This window comes from Bacillus sp. AY2-1 (assembly GCF_008368965.1).
GTDB classification, from domain to species: Bacteria; Bacillota; Bacilli; order Bacillales; family Bacillaceae_G; genus Bacillus_A; species Bacillus_A thuringiensis_S.
On sequence record NZ_QPEL01000035.1, the window covers coordinates 26,288 to 44,583 of the forward strand.

Sequence of the window (18,296 nt, forward strand, 5' to 3'; positions counted from 1 at the left end):
TAATAAAGGTAGTGAAGTGAATCGATGGATTTGAAGTTAGGGGTGGCTAGGATGGTTGCAGAAAAGGAACGAGTGTTAATGGATTTAAAAGATGTATTTGAATATGCGTTTGACGAAATTTTTGTTACAGATGAGCAAGGGATCGTTGTGCGTGTAAATAGTACATGTGAAAGGCACTACCAACTAGCTGCCGAAGAGTTAGTGGGTAAGCATGTAAAAGAACTACAAAAGGATGGAATCTTTTATCCATCAGCGACATTAGAAGTGATTGAAAAAAAGAGGCCAATTGAACTCGTTCAAACTACAAAATCAGGAGAGTATTTACACGTTCGTACAAGGCCTGTTTTTGATGATGAGGGAAATTTAAGAAGAGTGATTAGTTATTCTCGCGACCTTACTGAACTCTATCAATTACGTCAAAAGGTAGAGGAAATGGATAATCAGCTAAAAACATATAAAAAAGAATTAAGAGAAACATATGAGCATGAAGGACTTATTTTTAAAAGTCTAGCTATGCAAAAAATAGTCGATACAATCAAAAAAGTATCTGTAGTGGATAGTACTGTTCTCGTTTTAGGCGAGACTGGAGTAGGAAAAAGTCGATTAGTACGCCATTTACATGAGGTGAGTCATCGGAAGAATGAAAGTTTCTATGAAATTAATTGTGCGGCATTGCCAACTAATTTAATTGAATCGGAGCTTTTTGGATATTCAGGTGGATCTTTTACAGGTGCAAATCGTGAAGGGAAAAAGGGACTATTAGAATCCGCGCATAAAGGAACTCTTTTTTTAGATGAAATCGGTGAAATGCCGATTGAAATCCAAGCAAAGCTTTTGCAAGTATTGCAAGAAAAAACATTTCGTCCTATAGGCGGAAGAGAATTAAAAAAAGTGGATGTTCGAATTGTCGCGGCAACAAATAGAGATTTAAGCGAGATGGTGAAACAAGGAACATTTCGGAAAGATTTATACTATCGTCTGAATGTCATTCCAATTGCAATTCCCCCGCTTAGGGAAAGAACAGAAGATATTTTACCGCTTATTTATCATTACTTGCAGCACTTTAATAAAAAGTACGGACGTGATGTGAAACTAGCACCGGGTACATTACAAATGTTTGTTGGATATCCGTGGGAAGGAAACAATAGAGAAATAGAGAATGTAATTGAGAGAATTGTTATTACTGTCGATGATGTTGTAACGGTAGAGGATTTGCCACTCTCTATGCAAGAGGCTGCAGTTGAACAATCGGGGCAAAGCCTTTATAAAATGCTGGAAGAGGTAGAGAGAAATATTATTCTTAAAGCGTATAAAACGTATGGATCAAGTTATAAAGTGGCTGAGTTTTTGCAAATTAGTCAATCTGCTGCTACTAGGAAAATTAAGAAGTTCATAGAGGGGGAAGAAAACATTGGATAAAAAGGCGACTTTCGTAAGTATAGATAAAAAGGCGATGTATATAAATGGTGAGTGGATTACACTACAAGAACAAATTGAAGTAAATAATCCTGCGACGAAGGAAATATTTGCAACTGTACCAAAAGGCGGAGTAACAGAGGCAAAGCAAGCTGTTGATGCTGCACATGAAGCTTTTAAAACGTGGTCTAAGTTAACGGCAGCGGATCGTGCAGCGAAGTTAAAAAAGTGGTTCACACTTATTGATGAAAATAAGGAAGAGATCGCAGCGATTATGACGAAGGAACAAGGAAAGCCGTTTGCAGAAGCGCTTGGTGAAGTAAATTATGCAAATAGCTTTGTTGAATGGTATGCAGAAGAGGGGAAACGTGTATATGGTGAAATGATTCCTGCTTCTCATCCGAATAAGCGCATTTTAGTTATGAAGCAACCAGTTGGCGTTATGGCAGCTATTACACCATGGAACTTTCCAGCTGCTATGATTACGAGAAAGGTAGCCCCAGCGCTTGCAGCAGGCTGTACAGCAGTTGTAAAACCTGCAAGTCAAACACCACTAACTGCATTAAAATTAGCTGAATTAGCACATGAAGCGGATATTCCAAAGGGTGTAATTAATATCGTAACAGGTAGTGCAAAAGCAATTGCTGATACGTGGATGGAAGATGGTCGTGTGCGAAAAGTGTCCTTTACAGGGTCAACGGAAATCGGAAAAGAGTTAATGGCTAGTGCGGCGCAAACGATGAAAAAAGTTTCACTTGAGTTAGGTGGTCACGCTCCGTTTATCGTAATGAATGATGCAGATTTAGATAAAGCAGTAGAAGCGGTGATTGGTTCGAAATTCCGTAACGCAGGACAAACGTGTATATGTACAAACCGAGTATTCGTTCAAGAAGAAGTATACGAAGTATTTGTAGAGAAGTTCCAAAAGGCAGTAGGGCAGTTGAAAGTAGGAGACGGTTTCGGTGACGGAACGACTGTCGGACCACTTATTGATGAGAATGCAGTTTCAAAAGTACAAGAACATATTGAAGATGCTATTCAAAAAGGTGGAACAGTTTTATATGGTGGTCAAAAGGTCGCAGAGTTAGAGGGACATTTCATTCAACCGACTGTAATTGGGTTGGCAAATGATACGATGCTTTGTATGAACGAAGAAACATTTGGGCCAGTGGCACCAGTTGCGAAATTTAAAAAAGTTGATGAAGTAATCGAACGTGCAAATAATACACCATACGGTTTAGCTGCGTATATTTTCACGAAAGACATTAGCCAAGCATTCCAAATTAGTGAAGCGCTAGAGTACGGTATTATTGGTCTAAATGACGGTCTTCCATCAGTTGCACAAGCACCATTCGGTGGCTTTAAAGAAAGTGGTATCGGCCGTGAAGGAGGCCATTTCGGCATCGAGGAATATTTAGAAATTAAATATATTTCATTAGGACTATAAGTAGTATACTAGAATCTCTATAAGGTAACAGAGAAGGAGATTCTAGTATGGTATATTGGCTATTATTACTTGTTACAATTATTTTTGAAGTGGCTGGAACAATTGCGATGAAACTATCAAATGGTTTAACAAAGCTCGTTCCAAGTGTATTGATTTTCGTATTTTATGGAATTTGTTTCAGCGTGTTCGCCATCGTTGTGAAGAAGATTCATTTAAGTATTGCTTATGCTATTTGGTCTGGCGTTGGAACATTACTTATTACAATCATTAGTGTGTATTTTTTTAAAGAGCACATTAGCTTATTCCAAGCATTTTGTATTCTTTTTATTGTTTTGGGTGTCATTGGTCTTAAGGTTTCATCGGCATCCTGAAAGCTATCTTTTGTAGAAGATAGCTTTTTTCTATTTGTGCAGTTAGCAATTAATACGACAAAATATGACAAGAAAGAGTAAAGCGTTTTGTTATGATACATATGAAATATTGTCTTATGTGGAAGAAAGAGTATGTTAAAAAAGGTGAGTCAAATTGTTTTAATTTTTGGCATAGCTTTTAGTTTAAGTGCTTGCACTGAGACTAAAGATAGTAATGAAAGTAAACAAGAAGATGTTCAAGATAAAGTGTATAAAATAGGGGAGACAGTAGACGTAGATGGTTTGCAAGTAACTATCGATTCAGTTAAATTAGGATATCCGGATTATGATGAGGATAAAAAGAAAGAAGAGATTTTGGGGGTTATTTTCAAAGTGGAAAATAATAGTAAAAAGGAAATACCTTTTGCATTTTATGAATTTGAGATTATCGATAAGAAAGGTACAAGATTTAAAGAATATAATAACCCTGATAGCTTTATTAGTAAAAAGTTAGCACCAGATGAAAAAATTCAAGATATCATGCTATTTGACGTAGCGAAAGAAAATACGTATATCGCTACGTATAGACCGGAGTTTACGCGTGAAAATAGAACGATAAAATTTGAATTGAAACCAAATAAATAAAAAACACATTGGATTATCCAATGTGTTTCTTTATGGTAATGGATTTAAAACGCCCAGTTACCTTTACGGAAGATAGGCTCATGTCTGCCATCAGCTGTAATACCATCGATATCAAGCTCAGCGGATCCAATCATGAAGTCGTTGTGTGTAATACTAGCGTTTGCGCCGTTTTCAGCAAGTTCTTCTTTAGACATTGTTTTTCCGCCAACTAAGTTAAATGCATAAGCATTTCCGATTGCAAGGTGGCAAGATGCATTTTCGTCAAATAGTGTATTGTAGAATAAAACATTTGTGTTTGAAATTGGTGAGTCATGAGGTACTAAAGCTACTTCTCCTAAGAAGTGAGAACCTTCATCTGTTTCTACTAAATGTTTTAAAGCTTCTTCACCAGCTTCAGCTTTATAGTCTACGATACGTCCGTTTTCAAATGTTAACGTGAAATTATCGATAATATTACCTGCAAATACTAACGGTTTTGTACTAGAAACTTGGCCGTTTACACCTGTTTTAAGTGGCATTGTAAATACTTCTTCAGTTGGAATATTAGCCATAAATGGTACGTTCTTTTCATTTAAGCTACCAGCACCAGCCCATACATGTTTTTCTGGAAGTTCGATTGTTAAATCTGTTCCAGGACCTGTATAGTGAAGAGCTTTATAATGCTTTTCGTTTAAGTAATCCACTTTTGTATGTAATGTTTCATCATGTTCTTTCCATGCTTCTACAGGATTTTCTAAATCAGCACGAGTAGCTTTGAAAATAGCATCCCATAACTTTGCTTCTTGTTCTTCTGGCGCTATGTCAGGGAATACTTTCGCAGCCCATTCTTTCGTAGGAACAGAAATTACACACCAGCTTACTTTATCGGCTTGTACGTAATCACGGTATACTTTCATCGCTTCTCCAGCTACTTTATGAGCTGTTGCAATACGCGATGCTTCTACACCTTTTAATAAATCAGGGTTTTCTGCATAGATAGACATAAATGCAGCGCCTTCTTTTGCTAATTCCTCACGAGCATGTGCTTTCCAAGAAGGGAATTCAGAGAAAGCTTCTTCAGGAGCTAGATCGAACTTTAAGCGTGTTAACGTCTCATCATTCCAATCCACATATACGTGTTTTGCACCAGATTTATATGCTTTCTCTGTAACGAGGCGTACAAATTGTACAGCTTCAAGAGGTGCACTAATTGATAAAGTTTGTCCAGGTTGAATATTAACACCAACATTAACTGCAAGAGCAGCATATTTCTCTAACGTTTGTTCAAATGACATATGTATAATCTCCTTTAATTTGAAAGATTTCTTACTATATATAATACAAGAAAATTCTAAAAATATATATAAATATAGCGCAAAAAGAGAGCTCAAAATGTATTGAGCTCTTACATTTACTTAATTGAAGAAGCAAATTGCTCTACAGTCGTTGTATGGTGTATACGAACGCGCTTCATCTTTAACAATTCATCAGGTTCACCCTTCGTAATGAATTGCCCAGGCTTTGTCGTCGTCGCAAATTGATAATACTTCTTCGTTTCTGCAACAACCTTATCATCTACATGGCCGAATGGATATGCGATTGCGATAACAGGCTTACCTGTTATTTTTTCTAGCTTTTCTTTTGAACCTTTTAACTCTTCCTCATAGTTTGTAATTTTCGGCAAGTCTGCATGTGTTGCAGTATGAGATTGCACCGAGAAAATGCCGGAATCAACCATTTCTTTTATTTCAGAAGTAGACAATGCTCCTTCTACATCAACGTTATCAACAATCATATATTCTGTTGCTACCGGTTTGAAAGTATCATCTTTTAGCTTTTGTAAAACGCGAAATGCATTCATATTATTTTTCATACCGTCATCAAATGTAACGAAAATCGGCTTATTTACTTTATTTATATCACTCCAGCGTTCAAACGTTAACAGCGTATAACCATTGTCCTTTAAATGTTTCATTTGTGCTTCAAAGTTAGCTGGTGATACGAATAAGTCTTTAATACCTTGACCATGATAATCATCAATTGCGTGATACATAAGAACAGGAACCTTTTGTTCGAAAGTAATAGTAGATTTCGTAAGCGAGATTGTTTTCCCATCTTCTTTCATTCCTGTTGCTTCAATTTGGAACTCACCGCGTTTTCCTTCAAATTCTTTTATATCAAAAGGAAGTGTAAATTGTTTCTCTTTTTCTTTAGAAGAAAAAGATTTAGCACTTTCCTTTCCATCAGCTGTGCGCCAAATTTTATATTGTACCTCAGTTAAATTATCTTTTATATCTGTCATATGAATAGTAGTGTCTGTAGATTCGTATGTGATGGGAGTATAAGAAATTTTACCTTGTTCTTGTACAGTCTCTTTTTGTTTAGCTACTTCTTGAACCTTTTTCTCTTTTTTAGGTTCTTGGCTTACATTGCTAGTATTGCAGCCTGCTAGAATGGCAGACGTACATAAAGCAATTGTTGCGTATTTTCTCATAAAAATCACCTTCTATTGTGTAGTATGTTGCATATTGACATTAAAATCCCCACCGCTATAAGAGTGGTGGGGATATACCCTTGTTCATCATATCATTTGAAGAAAATGAGGGGAATATGATTTTTAGGAGGCTATTAAGGTAATAGATTAGTGACTTTGAATAGATGTATTTTTTTGTTTCTTATTAGAATTAATAATAATATAACCGACTACAAAGATAAGAGGAATAATAAAGACATAGATAGGCATTCCCCATACATAATAGCTTTTTAGGGTTAAGACTAGTAAATGTAAGAAATCGAAAATTGCGTGGGCTTTCATAATATCCTCCAATGGCTTTTTGAAAATTATAACATTTTAAACTTGTTATTTGTATAATTTGGAAAGTGATTTAAGCTAATTTTAAAGTAAGAAGAAGACTTATTAATATGCAATTTTGCATACGGGTATGGATTCTATTAAAATATAAAGATTTTATACTATAATAAAAACCGCTATAAAACTAAGTAAGGATAATGTATGGAGTGGAGAATAGAAATGAAATATAAAAAAATAATATATATCTTTTTCATATCGCTATTTATAGTTGGTTGTCAAAGTGAAGTGAGTAAAGCGAATAGTGTGGAAGAGTATATTCCATCGCATCTTATGAATGCGGAAGTGACGGCGGATATTATGACACTAGAGATGGATCGTGATACACGTAAAAAAGTAGAGGTTATTACTAAAAAGATGAGTGATCATGTAAAGAATGATAAAGAGTGGTACATAAACTATATATCAGGGCATATAGATAAACAGGTGAAACCGTATCATCCTAACTTTGGTATTACAGAAGAAGAATATAACTTTTTTAGAAACGCCGTTGAGAATAGTAGTTTATCTAATACAAGTGATGGAAAACTTCAATTTAAGCAAAAAAGTAACCATGAAATTGAAATTGTTTCAAGTAGAAACCTAGAACTATTCCAGCATCTAGTAATTGATACAGAGAAGAATATAATAAAAACTTCTTTTGGAGAATGTCAGTATGTTGGAGAAATAAAGCCATCTTCAGAAAAAAGAATATTAGGTCGAGTAAATGGCAAACAATGGATGTTACAAAAAGAAAATTTAATCTATTTATTCTCTTTAGGAAAGCTTGAAGGAGAAGATAAATCTGTTATGGTTATTTCAGTAAAAGGCATACACGAAGGAAAACTTATTAGTAACGAGGAAGTAGTCGAATTCCGTTCGATTTCATAAAGAATCAAAAAAATCACCTTACTCGTTAAAGTAAGGTGATTTTTTATTAAATAAACAATCCAGCGATTGTTGCAGATAAAATAGAAGCAAGTGTTGATGCAAATAGCATTTTCCAACCAAATTTAGAAACAACGCTTCCTTGTTTTTCAGAAAGGGCACGGATTGTACCAACGATTGCACCAATTTGGCTAATACTTGCGAAGCTAATTAAGAATACTGTAACGATTCCAACTGTACGTGGAGCTAATGTTGTAGCTGTGTCTTTTAAATCAAGGATTGCTACAAACTCGTTTAAAACAATCTTCGTACCCATAATACCACCAGCTGGGATAATATCTTGAGTTGGAATACCCATTAAGAATGCGAATGGAGAAAGTACGTAACCGAAGATTTGTTGTAAAGTAACAGCATGTCCCATTGCGCCTGAAGCTGCACTAATTACGTAGTTTACAACTTCCATCACACCGATAAAGGCGATCATTAATGCGGCAACGATACCAGCTACTTTTAAACCATCAAGCGCACCGTTAATCATTGCGCCGATAAAGCTGTCTCCGAATAGAGTTCTATCAAATTTTTGAATCACTTCATCTTCTTTTTTCGTATCAACTGGTGTTAATAACGAACAAACGATTAAGCTTGAGAATAAGTTTAGCGGAAGAGCTGCTAGTACGTATTTTGCATCTAACATCATTACGTATGATGCTGTAACAGAAGCAGAAACGGAGCTCATCGCAGAACAACAAATGATAAACATACGATTTTTATTGAAATGCTGTAAATCGTTTTTAATGACGATTAACGCTTCACTTGAACCGAAGAATACAGAGTTTACTGCGTGGAATGACTCAACGCGCGGCAAACCAGTAATTTTTGAAATTGCACCGCCGACAACACGAACGATGAATGGTAAAACACCTAAATAACTAAAGATTGAAAGTAGTGCTGAGAAAAATACGATAATTAATAATACGTTTAAGAAAAAGACAAAATCTCTGTGAATTCCATTAAAGAGAAAATCGACACCTGTCGTACCAAGTTTAATTAGTTTGTTGAAAACTTTACTAATGAAAATAATGATTTGTTGACCAATCTTTGTAGCAAACATAAACCAACCGATTAAAATTTGGAAACCAATCATAATTGCAATTGCACGGAAGTTGATTTTACTTTTGTTGTTTGACAAAGCAAAACATAAACCTAACACGGCAAGAATACCGATAATGCTCATTACATATTGCATGTAGTTGCCCCTTTCAGAAGTTCGTATAAAGTTTGTACATAAAACGTTCGTTATATTACTAAAAATAAAAGAACGAGGTTTTATGTCATACGTAAGATGTCTGACCTTTTAGAAAAATAAAAATAAAAAAAGACCCATATGGATTCACTTTCATCTATGAGAGAAAGCTAATCAATATGAGTCCTTTTTTACGCATAGGCTAATATTCATTAGTTTTCCCCATAGTCCAGCAATTTAAGGTTGCCGGGTAGAAACTCTCGATCCATATTATCAAGTATATATGAGGTAACATCGTCCGTATTAAATTAGTAGTAGCGTAACATTAACAGAGAAGTATCGTCAATAGCTTTTTTTCTTCCAATAGAAAAAGACCATATAAGTATGATAAAATGTAACGCAGTGTTATGAAAAAGAGAGGTCGGAAAATGAGTACTAAAATGACGCCACCAGTTGAGAAAAACGAGTTTATAGATGTAGTATTTGAAGATTTAACACATGATGGTGCCGGTGTTGCGAAAGTAAAGGGCTATCCTATTTTCGTTAAAAACGGATTACCAGGTGAAGAAGCGCAAATTAAAATTATTAAAGTGAAGAAAAACTTTGCATTTGGTCGTTTAATGAAGCTTCATACAGAAAGTCCATATCGTAAAGATGCTGAATGCCCAGTATATAATCAGTGCGGCGGTTGTCAGCTTCAGCACTTAACTTATGAAGGACAATTACAAGCGAAAGAAAAACAAGTACGTGACGTTATGCAGCGTATCGGAGGACTAGGTGATGTTCCTGTTCATCCTGTACTTGGCATGAAGAACCCGTGGGTATACCGCAATAAAGCACAAGTACCAATCGGAGAACGTGAAGGTGGGCTTGTAGCTGGTTTCTATCGCCAAGGAACGCATGACATCATTAATATGGAATCATGCTTAATTCAGGCAGAAGAAAACGATACATTAATTCAAGAAGTAAAACGTATTTGTGAAAAGCACGGTATCACTGCGTATAACGAAGAGCGTAACAAAGGAACACTTCGTCACGTAATGGCTCGTTACGGACAAGTAACAGGGGAAATTATGCTTGTCTTCATTACGCGTACAGCGGAATTGCCAAACAAAAAAGCAATCGTTGAAGAAATTGCAGCGAAATTCCCAGAAGTAAAATCAATCGTTCAAAACGTAAATACGAAGCGTACAAACGTAATTTTCGGAGATAAAACGACAGTACTGTACGGATCAGAATATATTTATGACTTTATCGGTGACATTAAATTTGCGATTTCAGCACGTTCATTCTATCAAGTAAACCCAGAACAAACGAAAGTGCTATACGATAAAACGTTAGAATACGCAAAATTAAATGGTAACGAAACAGTAATCGATGCCTATTGCGGAATCGGATCAATCTCGTTATTCCTAGCGCAAAAAGCGAAAAAAGTGTACGGCGTTGAAATCGTCCCAGAAGCAATCGAAGACGCAAACCGAAACGCAGCACTAAACAACATGACAAACGCTGAATTTGGCGTAGGAGAAGCAGAAGTAGTCATTCCAAAATGGTACAAAGAAGGCGTAATCGCCGACACAATGGTCGTAGATCCACCGCGTAAAGGCTGTGACGAAGCATTACTAAACACAATCATCGACATGAAGCCAAACCGCGTCGTATACGTATCGTGTAACCCAGCAACATTAGCACGTGACTTAAAAGTACTAGAAGAAGGCGGATATAAAACACAGGAAGTACAGCCTGTTGATATGTTCCCGCATACGACTCATGTGGAGTGTGTGGCTTGGCTTAAGTTAGTATAATAGGAAAGCAGTTGATATAGGAAAATCTATACCATCTGCTTTTTGGTTTACAAAAATACCATTCATAAGCGATTTTAGTTAAAATAAATATTGCTGATTTTCACAAATTATAAATTGAGATTTTGAAATTGTATTCATAGTGAGAGGATTTGAATTTGAAATGATAGATAATTTTTGGCGTGAATTACCACGACCATTTTTCGTACTTGCACCAATGGAAGATGTGACAGACGTTGTTTTCCGTCACGTAGTAAGTGAGGCTGGTCGTCCAGATGTATTCTTTACAGAGTTCACAAACTCAGATAGCTATTGTCATCCAGAAGGTATGAAAAGTGTACGTGGTCGTTTAATTTTTACAGAAGATGAACAGCCAATGGTGGCACATATTTGGGGAGATAATCCTGAATATTTCCGTCAAATGAGTATTGGTATGGCAGAGTTAGGATTTAAAGGCATTGATATTAATATGGGCTGCCCTGTACCGAATGTAGCATCAAGAGGAAAAGGTAGTGGTCTTATTCTACGTCCAGACGTTGCAGCAGAACTTATCCAAGCAGCAAAAGCGGGCGGACTACCTGTCAGCGTAAAAACAAGACTTGGCTTTAAAGAGTTAAGCGAGTGGGAAGATTGGTTAACGCACATTTTCAAACAAGATATTGCGAACCTTTCTATTCATTTACGCACAAGAGAAGAAATGAGCCAAGTAGATGCGCATTGGGAACTAATTCCGGAAATTAAAAAATTACGTGACCGTATCGCACCAAATACGTTAATAACAATCAATGGAGACATCCTTGATCGTAAAATGGGACTGGAACTTGCTGAAAAATACGGCATTGATGGCGTAATGATCGGACGAGGCATCTTCAAAAATCCATTTGCTTTTGAAAAAGAGCCAAGAGAGCATAGCAGTAAAGAACATCTAGATCTTTTAAGACTACAACTTGATCTTCAAGATCAATATGCAGAAGTACTGCCACGCTCAATCACAGGACTTCACCGCTTCTTCAAAATTTATGTGAAGGGCTTCCCAGGAGCTGCGGAATTGAGAAATCAATTGATGAGTACGAAATCGACCAATGAGGTGCGTGCTTTGTTGGATAAGTTTGAGGATAGTGTTGGTGTTGCTCAGGATAGTGAGACGGTTTAACTTTTAAGCAGTTAAATCATTTCATATGTAGTGTATGACATGAGTGAGTTGAAAATAAGCGTAGAGCTGGAAAAGAACAGTGTATTTGAGAAATCAAAGCACTGTTTTTTTCTTTTAGTTAATGTTAAGAGAGAAATCTTTTTAAAGGCATATAAAAAACACGTAAGAGCTCTGTAGATACAATGATAGAGAAAAGTTCGGGTAAGACTATAAAACATATCTTTAAAATGTTAAAGTATTAATTTAGCGGACAATAACTAAAAGGTTAGATTTAAACATGATAATTTAAAGCACGTTATAGGATAAACTTTAACTGCTGAATAAATAATCAACATTTCAGGAGGAAACCCAATGGCAATGAGCAACAACGATATATTAAAAAGAGTACGATACGCTTTAGATATAAGAGATATAGATATGGTGGAAATCTTTAAACTCGGCGGGATGGAAGTAACGAAAGAAGACGTAGTTGATATGCTTACAAAAATAAAGAGAGCTCCTCAGCATGAAGCCGAAGATGCGGATGTAATCGAAGATGAGTACGTAAAAACATGCGATATGATGATGTTAGAGGCATTTTTCAATGGATTTATTACTTTAAAAAGAGGAAAGCAAGATCCGAAACCAGGGCAGCCTGCACCTGTACAGAGTAAGGAGAGTGCCAATAACCTTCTTCTAAAGAAAATGAAAATCGCACTATCTTTAACGAGTGAGGATGTACTTGATATATTAGATAGCGTAGGCGTTACGGTAACAAAAGGAGAGTTAGGCGCTCTATTAAGAAAAAAAGGTCATAAAAATTACAAAGAGTGCGGCGATAGATACGCAAGGAATTTCATTAAGGGATTAGGTGTAAAGTATAGAGGATAATGAGTTCGTTAAAGCAGTAAATGATATAATAGGTAGAGTAGGACGTTTGTATCCTACTCTTTTTTATTTGTAAAATAATACGCTAGGTGATGAAATGGTACATACATATTTAGGTGAGACAATTAATTTTCATATAACTTATAAGAAGAAAAAGTCCGTGCGTCTTTTTGTAGATTCGTATGGAAATGTGGAAGTGCAGGCTCCGAAAGGGACACCTGTTGAATACTTAGTCCAATTGCTAGAGGAGAAGTGGGATTGGATTCAGACAACTCGTAAGGAAATGGCGGAGCGAGCGCATGGACCACAGGAAAAGGATTATGATCAAGGAGAGGGCTTTTTGTATTTAGGGAATACGTATCCGATACAGATTTCCCAAGATGCAAGCATTGAGCAAGACAACGCAGTATTTGAAGGGGATAAGTTACATATTTATGTAAAAGAGCTTAAGGATGAGAAAATACAACAAGCTTTAAAACGATTTTACTATAAGCAGTGTAAATCTTTAGTAGAGAAGAGTATTAAAGCGCATCAAAGTAATTTCAAAACAAAACCACGTTCTATTCGTATTACAGATAGTAGTCGTACTTGGGGTACTTGCGATTCGAATTTACAACTAACATTCAATTGGAAGCTAGCAATGGCACCACAGCGAGTAATTGACTATGTAGTCGTTCATGAAATGTGTCATATGGTTCATTTAAATCATGATCGCTCTTTTTGGCGTCTTGTCGGGAAGATAATGCCTGATTATAAGGAAATGGAGAACTGGTTAGCTTTATCTAGTTGGAAGATGACGGTTTAGGAAGGGATATCAATTTTTGTCGGTAAATCGATATTTCTTGTCGAATCGTTGATATATTGTAAGTTTTGATAGATATATTTTAAAAATCGTTGATATATTGTAAGTTTTGATAGATATATTCGAAAAATCGTTGATATAATTTCATTTACTACAGGATTGTTCAACAAATCGAAAAGAGGAGATGCCACAAGGGACATCTCCTCTTTTCGAGTATATAGATTATCGTCCAAACTTCACAACAAATTCTTCATCAACTTTCTCCATCTCATACCCACGATACCCCTCCGAAAGCAAAGCCTGCTGTCCACTAGCATCACTCATTAGAATACTTTGAACATCCGTCCAATCTCTTTCATTATCTCCGCGCAATTTCTTCACAAAAACATACCGCAGACTACCACCATACTTTTCCTTCAACACAGCAATCTCCATCCCTTGCGCAAATTTATCCTTCAAACTCGGGATGTTAAAAGGAGCAACGGTGCAGCATACATAATCATATTTGCTATCTTCTTTTTGCAATTCGTCCATGATGACGTTTGCTAATATTTTTTGCATACCATTTCCTCGGCAGTTCGGATGAACGTTTGAGATTTCTTGATAGATGACGCGGTGTAGTTCACTTTCTGGCAAACCAATATCAAGCCCTAAATGTTCATCATCGATAGGCGGGACGAGTAGAGCGCGAAATGCGATGAGTTCGTTTTCGATAAAAGCACCGATCATCATGCCGTTTCCTTTTAGAATGTATTGAAATTCTTCTTGTGAGAGTGGTTGTAAACGACTTTTATCTTCTAGTGCTTCAACTACAATGTTTTGTAGTGATAAAATTTGTTCGATGTGCTCTAGTGATAGTAATGTAACGTGAAATGATTCGTTATTTTGTTTTAATGTTCCTTCGTATAGAACCGTCATATGATAGTCCTCCTTTAGCGTACAACGTCTTGAAAGACGGTTAGTTCTTGTAGTGTATCTTCGTTTATTTCAATGCCGAGTCCCGGCTTTTCGTTTAAGCGAATGAATGGTACATCGTAATGTAAGTTTCCAATGTCTTTCGTGAATTTTAATGGTCCTGTTAGCTCTACGCTCGTAATGATTTTCTTTGAGAAAGCGACATGGAATCCTGCGGAAGAGGCAACAGAGGATTCGACCATTGATCCCACTTGGCATTCAATGCCGGCCATTTCAGCTTGATGAGCGAGCTTTACAGCTGGATATATGCCGCCGCATTTCATTAGTTTTATATTCACTTTATCGGCAGCTTCTAATTTAATAATTTGGCGCATTTCACGAGAACTTTTTAGTCCTTCATCAATCATAAGCGGGAGATCTGTTTTAGAACGAATATGAGCCATGGCATCAATATCGTCCGCGATAACAGGTTGTTCAATCCAGTCAATGTTTAAATGTCCTAATGAACGCAGTGCTGTTAATGTGTTCGCGCTATTTTTCCAGCCTTGGTTTACATCAATGCGAATAGCGATGTCATTTCCTACACGTTCTCGTACAGCTTCAATACGTTTCACATCTTCTTTTACATTCGTACCAACTTTCATTTTGAAAGATTGGTAACCTTTTTGAATCATAGAAGCAGCTTCTTCAGCCATATCTTCAGGATCGGCAATACTTAAAACGTGAGTGACAGGGAATTCTTCATGATAGCGCCCACCAATTAATTGATATACAGGTTGATTTAGTTTTTTGCCCATTATATCAAAACAAGCAATATCAATTGCGGCTTTCGCTGTTGGAACACCGTAAATTGTATTGTCCATCATGTCGTGTATTTTTTCGATATTCATTGGATTTTTCCCGATTAGAGCAGGGGTTAGCGTATGTTTTAAAGTATGGAAAGTACTTTCCCATGATTCACCTGTGACGTGATCATCAGCAACGCCTTCACCGTAACCGATAATACCTTCATCTGTTTCCATTTTGACGATAATAGAGGGCATATCAGAATAAGAGCCATAACTAATAACAAACGGACTGCGAAGCGGTAAACGAATTGCGTAAAGATGAATAGCTGTAATTTTCATTGAATAGAAACTCCTTCCTGTTTACAATAGTTTTATACATTTGATATAGTTGACGTTAAATAGTCGTTAATTAATGATAAGGAGTTAGAGAAAATGATGATAAAAATTGCAGTTGTCGGTTCAAAGGAGTTTATGGAGAACCTTTTTCCTATTGCTCAAAAATTAGAAGGAATAGAAATTGATTCCTATATTTACCTTCATCCGGCAGAATCTTCTGAACTATTAAAGTGTCTAAAGCCTTGTGATGTCATCTTTTTCTCAGGTGCTTTACCTTATTATATGGCAAAAGAAGTAAGAGAACAATTACGAATTCCAAGTACATACTTACAGCAAGACGAGACAACTGTCGCATCTTCCATTCTTTCTATCATGTATCATCAAAGTATTCAACCACATAACATTTCCATCGATTTAGTAGACCGCTCGTTTATTACAAATGTGTTCCATGATATCGGTATAAAAGAAAGTCCGCAAGTGTTGGATTATGAAAATATGCTGTGGAGTAAAGATGAAATAAATAGAGTTATCGATTTTCATGTAGCTAAATATCAATCTGGAGAAGCTCATTTAGCTTTAACTAGTATTCACGCTGTTTACGACGAGCTTCAAAAAATGGGTGTTCCTTCAGAGCGTATGATTGATCCAACACAATCCATTATACATGGGCTAAAAGATGCAAAAATAAAAGCTGAGTTAGCAAAAAGCTATTCAGCTACTGTTGGTACTTGTATTATTTCGTCCTTAGAATTACGAACGAGTTTGCTTGAAAAACTAGATGTCATTTCAAAAGAACTACGTGGTTCATTTAAACAAGTGGATGAAATGACATGCATTTTGTATACAACTCGTGGTGATATCGAATCAATTATTAAAACAAATGCGATAGATAACTTGTTTGCGAGTGTAGAAGGAACGATAGCTATTGGATTTGGTTATGGAAAAACCGTGAAAGAAGCGGAGCAAAATGCAAAAATTGCTCAAAGTTTTGCAAAGAATAATCCAATAGATCGTTGTTTTTATATACTAACAAGTGATAAAGATTTGTTTGGTCCATTCCCGAAAGAACAGAGAGTACAAAGTTTGAAAAATGATAATCCGGAACTAATGAAAATAGCGAAGGAAACGAAGCTTAGTCCGGCCAACTTGTCAAAAATTATTCAATTTAGTCAATCGCATCCGTCATTGAAATTTACAGCAGCTGACCTTTCTGAGTACTTACAAGTGACTCGAAGATCGACAGAAAGGTTGTTAAAGAAATTAGTTGATTACGGGTATGCTCATATTTGCGGCGAGGAAATGCCCTATCAACAAGGGCGACCTCGCGCACTATATGAACTGAATTTACCACTATTTTTAAGCTTCTAGTTGAGCTTTTTGTTTCTTTAGCAGTTCTGCTTTTTCAATGTCTGATAGTTTTACAATTGTGAAACCTGTTATACCATAAATGATTGAGATAATAGGTACGATGAAATTCAAAATAGCATAAGGAGCATATTCAAATGCACCTACGCCAAGTGTAGCGAGAATAAATACACCGCACGTATTCCAAGGAACGAAGACAGAAGTTAATGTTCCGCCATCTTCTAATGCTCTGGATAAGTTTTTTGAATGTAGTCCTTTTTCTGTGTATGCATTTGCGTACATTCTTGAAGGGACAACAATTGAAATATATTGTTCAGAGCAAGTAAGGTTTGTTGCAAAACAAGATGCGATAGTAGAAGCGATAAGCCCTTTTGCTGATTTCGCTAACTTTAAAATTTGATTTACAATTGAGCGAAGAATACCTGTATGTTCTAATACTCCTCCGAAAGTCATAGCGACAATTGTCATAGAGACTGTATTCATCATCGAATCTAAGCCACCGCGGTTAAATAGTTCGTCTACTAGCTTGTTTCCAGTGTCTATAACAAATCCAGCTTGGAGTGCACCGACAGATGCTGAGACAGAACCACCTTGAATAAAGACTTGTGATAAGAATCCTAAAATAATACCGACGAGAATGGCTGGTATGGCAGGAACCTTTTTAGCGACCAATACCATAACAGCTACGGGTATAATGAGTAGGAAAGGTGAGATAACAAAGTTTTGTTGCAATACTTGTAACGTTTGATCGATGCTCTTCGCATCAATATTGTTAGCGCCGAAGCTTCTTCCTAAGACCGCGTATACGATAAGAGTAATAATTAAACCGGGAACTGTAGTAAATAACATATGACGAATGTGTGCGAATAAATCTGTATTTGTTAATCCTGCGGCTAAGTTAGTTGTATCTGAAAGCGGTGACATTTTATCGCCAAAATAAGAGCCTGAAATAATGGCACCAGCAACCATTGGAGCTGGAATTCCCATACTTAGGCCAATTCCCATTCCAGCAACACCAATTGTACCCATTGTAGACCAAGAGCTACCAATCGCTAATGCAACGATAGAACAAATGACAGTAATGGAAACTAAAAATAGTGATGGAGTTAAAAGTTTTAAACCGTAATAAATCATCGTTGCGACGATTCCACCGCCAATCCAAGCACCAATTGTTAAGCCAACAAGAATAATAATGACGATAGCGGGTAATGCAAGACGAATCCCTTTATACATTGCTTCTTCAAGATCATTCCATTTGTAACCGTAACGCCAAGCGACAATAGAAGCAACGGTTGTACCGATAATAAGTGGAACGTGAGGGCTTTGTTTTAATACAACAATTGTAACCATCATAACTGCAACGGTAATGATAATAGGGATAATCGCTATTCCAAAAGGTATTTCTTTTTTCATAAAGTTCCTCCTTGTTACGTGGAGTGAACCCTGAGAATG

The 18,296-nt window shown here is 36.4% G+C and carries 16 protein-coding genes and 1 riboswitch; of the genes, 10 read left to right on the forward strand and 6 right to left on the reverse strand.

From position 1 onward, the window contains the following. The first annotated feature begins 51 nt into the window (after positions 1 to 51). The 4 genes from DN403_RS09580 (at position 52) to DN403_RS09595 (ending at position 3,858) form a co-directional block, all read left to right on the forward strand. A complete protein-coding gene (locus tag DN403_RS09580; protein WP_000225139.1) occupies positions 52 to 1,419 on the forward strand; it encodes a sigma-54 interaction domain-containing protein in 1,368 nt (455 codons plus the stop codon). After that, positions 1,412 to 2,863 (forward strand): NADP-dependent succinate-semialdehyde dehydrogenase, encoded by a 1,452-nt coding sequence (gabD, locus tag DN403_RS09585; RefSeq protein WP_000358123.1) that lies wholly within the window; start codon positions 1,412 to 1,414, stop codon positions 2,861 to 2,863. Before DN403_RS09580 ends, gabD begins: the two co-directional genes overlap by 8 nt. 47 nt (positions 2,864 to 2,910) lie before the next feature. After that, positions 2,911 to 3,234 (forward strand): DMT family transporter, encoded by a 324-nt coding sequence (locus DN403_RS09590; RefSeq protein ID WP_000263262.1) that lies wholly within the window; start codon positions 2,911 to 2,913, stop codon positions 3,232 to 3,234. A gap of 132 nt (positions 3,235 to 3,366) precedes the next feature. Next, positions 3,367 to 3,858 carry a DUF4352 domain-containing protein gene (locus tag DN403_RS09595; protein ID WP_000915107.1) on the forward strand — a complete coding sequence of 164 codons (492 nt, stop codon included), beginning with the start codon at positions 3,367 to 3,369 and terminating at the stop codon, positions 3,856 to 3,858. A 44-nt stretch (positions 3,859 to 3,902) separates the two neighbouring features. Here the strand turns inward: DN403_RS09595 and DN403_RS09600 are convergent, their stop codons facing one another. Both DN403_RS09600 and DN403_RS09605 read right to left on the reverse strand, forming a co-directional pair. Continuing rightward, positions 3,903 to 5,132: an aminopeptidase gene (locus DN403_RS09600; protein WP_000007370.1), complete on the reverse strand. Its 1,230-nt coding sequence runs from the start codon at positions 5,130 to 5,132 to the stop codon at positions 3,903 to 3,905. Between the two features lie 116 nt (positions 5,133 to 5,248). After that, positions 5,249 to 6,331 carry a polysaccharide deacetylase family protein gene (locus DN403_RS09605; protein WP_001233761.1) on the reverse strand — a complete coding sequence of 361 codons (1,083 nt, stop codon included), beginning with the start codon at positions 6,329 to 6,331 and terminating at the stop codon, positions 5,249 to 5,251. A 537-nt stretch (positions 6,332 to 6,868) separates the two neighbouring features. On the opposite strand from DN403_RS09605, the gene DN403_RS09610 reads away from it, so the two are divergent. Next, a complete protein-coding gene (locus DN403_RS09610) occupies positions 6,869 to 7,576 on the forward strand; it encodes a hypothetical protein (protein WP_000875600.1) in 708 nt (235 codons plus the stop codon). Between the two features lie 46 nt (positions 7,577 to 7,622). Here the strand turns inward: DN403_RS09610 and DN403_RS09615 are convergent, their stop codons facing one another. Continuing rightward, positions 7,623 to 8,819: a NupC/NupG family nucleoside CNT transporter gene (locus DN403_RS09615; RefSeq protein ID WP_001200491.1), complete on the reverse strand. Its 1,197-nt coding sequence runs from the start codon at positions 8,817 to 8,819 to the stop codon at positions 7,623 to 7,625. A gap of 202 nt (positions 8,820 to 9,021) precedes the next feature. Beyond that, positions 9,022 to 9,123, reverse strand: a riboswitch (purine riboswitch). A 121-nt stretch (positions 9,124 to 9,244) separates the two neighbouring features. Here DN403_RS09615 and rlmD point away from each other — a divergent pair. From rlmD to DN403_RS09635, 4 genes are all read left to right on the forward strand, one after another. After that, positions 9,245 to 10,621, forward strand: coding sequence for a 23S rRNA (uracil(1939)-C(5))-methyltransferase RlmD (gene rlmD / locus DN403_RS09620; protein WP_000105037.1), 1,377 nt, complete (start codon positions 9,245 to 9,247; stop codon positions 10,619 to 10,621). A gap of 160 nt (positions 10,622 to 10,781) precedes the next feature. After that, on the forward strand, positions 10,782 to 11,771 hold the full coding sequence (locus DN403_RS09625) for a tRNA dihydrouridine synthase (protein WP_000566714.1): 990 nt from the start codon (positions 10,782 to 10,784) through the stop codon (positions 11,769 to 11,771). Positions 11,772 to 12,122: 351 nt separating this feature from the next. Beyond that, positions 12,123 to 12,641 carry a YehS family protein gene (locus DN403_RS09630; protein ID WP_001251723.1) on the forward strand — a complete coding sequence of 173 codons (519 nt, stop codon included), beginning with the start codon at positions 12,123 to 12,125 and terminating at the stop codon, positions 12,639 to 12,641. Between the two features lie 94 nt (positions 12,642 to 12,735). Next, entirely contained in the window at positions 12,736 to 13,443 is a 708-nt protein-coding gene (locus DN403_RS09635; protein ID WP_000233758.1) for a M48 family metallopeptidase, read from the forward strand. A gap of 219 nt (positions 13,444 to 13,662) precedes the next feature. On the opposite strand, the gene DN403_RS09645 is transcribed toward DN403_RS09635, so the two are convergent. Further along, the gene (locus DN403_RS09645; RefSeq protein ID WP_000217558.1) at positions 13,663 to 14,358 is read right to left on the reverse strand and encodes a hypothetical protein; all 696 of its coding nucleotides are present in this window, start codon (positions 14,356 to 14,358) and stop codon (positions 13,663 to 13,665) included. A 14-nt stretch (positions 14,359 to 14,372) separates the two neighbouring features. Continuing rightward, entirely contained in the window at positions 14,373 to 15,482 is a 1,110-nt protein-coding gene (locus tag DN403_RS09650; RefSeq protein ID WP_000704500.1) for a mandelate racemase/muconate lactonizing enzyme family protein, read from the reverse strand. 93 nt (positions 15,483 to 15,575) lie between these two features. On the opposite strand from DN403_RS09650, the gene DN403_RS09655 reads away from it, so the two are divergent. Further along, a complete protein-coding gene (locus DN403_RS09655; protein ID WP_000972820.1) occupies positions 15,576 to 16,847 on the forward strand; it encodes a hypothetical protein in 1,272 nt (423 codons plus the stop codon). On the opposite strand, the gene nhaC is transcribed toward DN403_RS09655, so the two are convergent. Then, positions 16,836 to 18,257, reverse strand: a complete 1,422-nt coding sequence (gene nhaC, locus DN403_RS09660; RefSeq protein WP_000711513.1) for a Na+/H+ antiporter NhaC — start codon at positions 18,255 to 18,257, stop codon at positions 16,836 to 16,838. The two genes, DN403_RS09655 and nhaC, sit on opposite strands and share 12 nt — an antisense overlap. Positions 18,258 to 18,296: the final 39 nt, after the last annotated feature.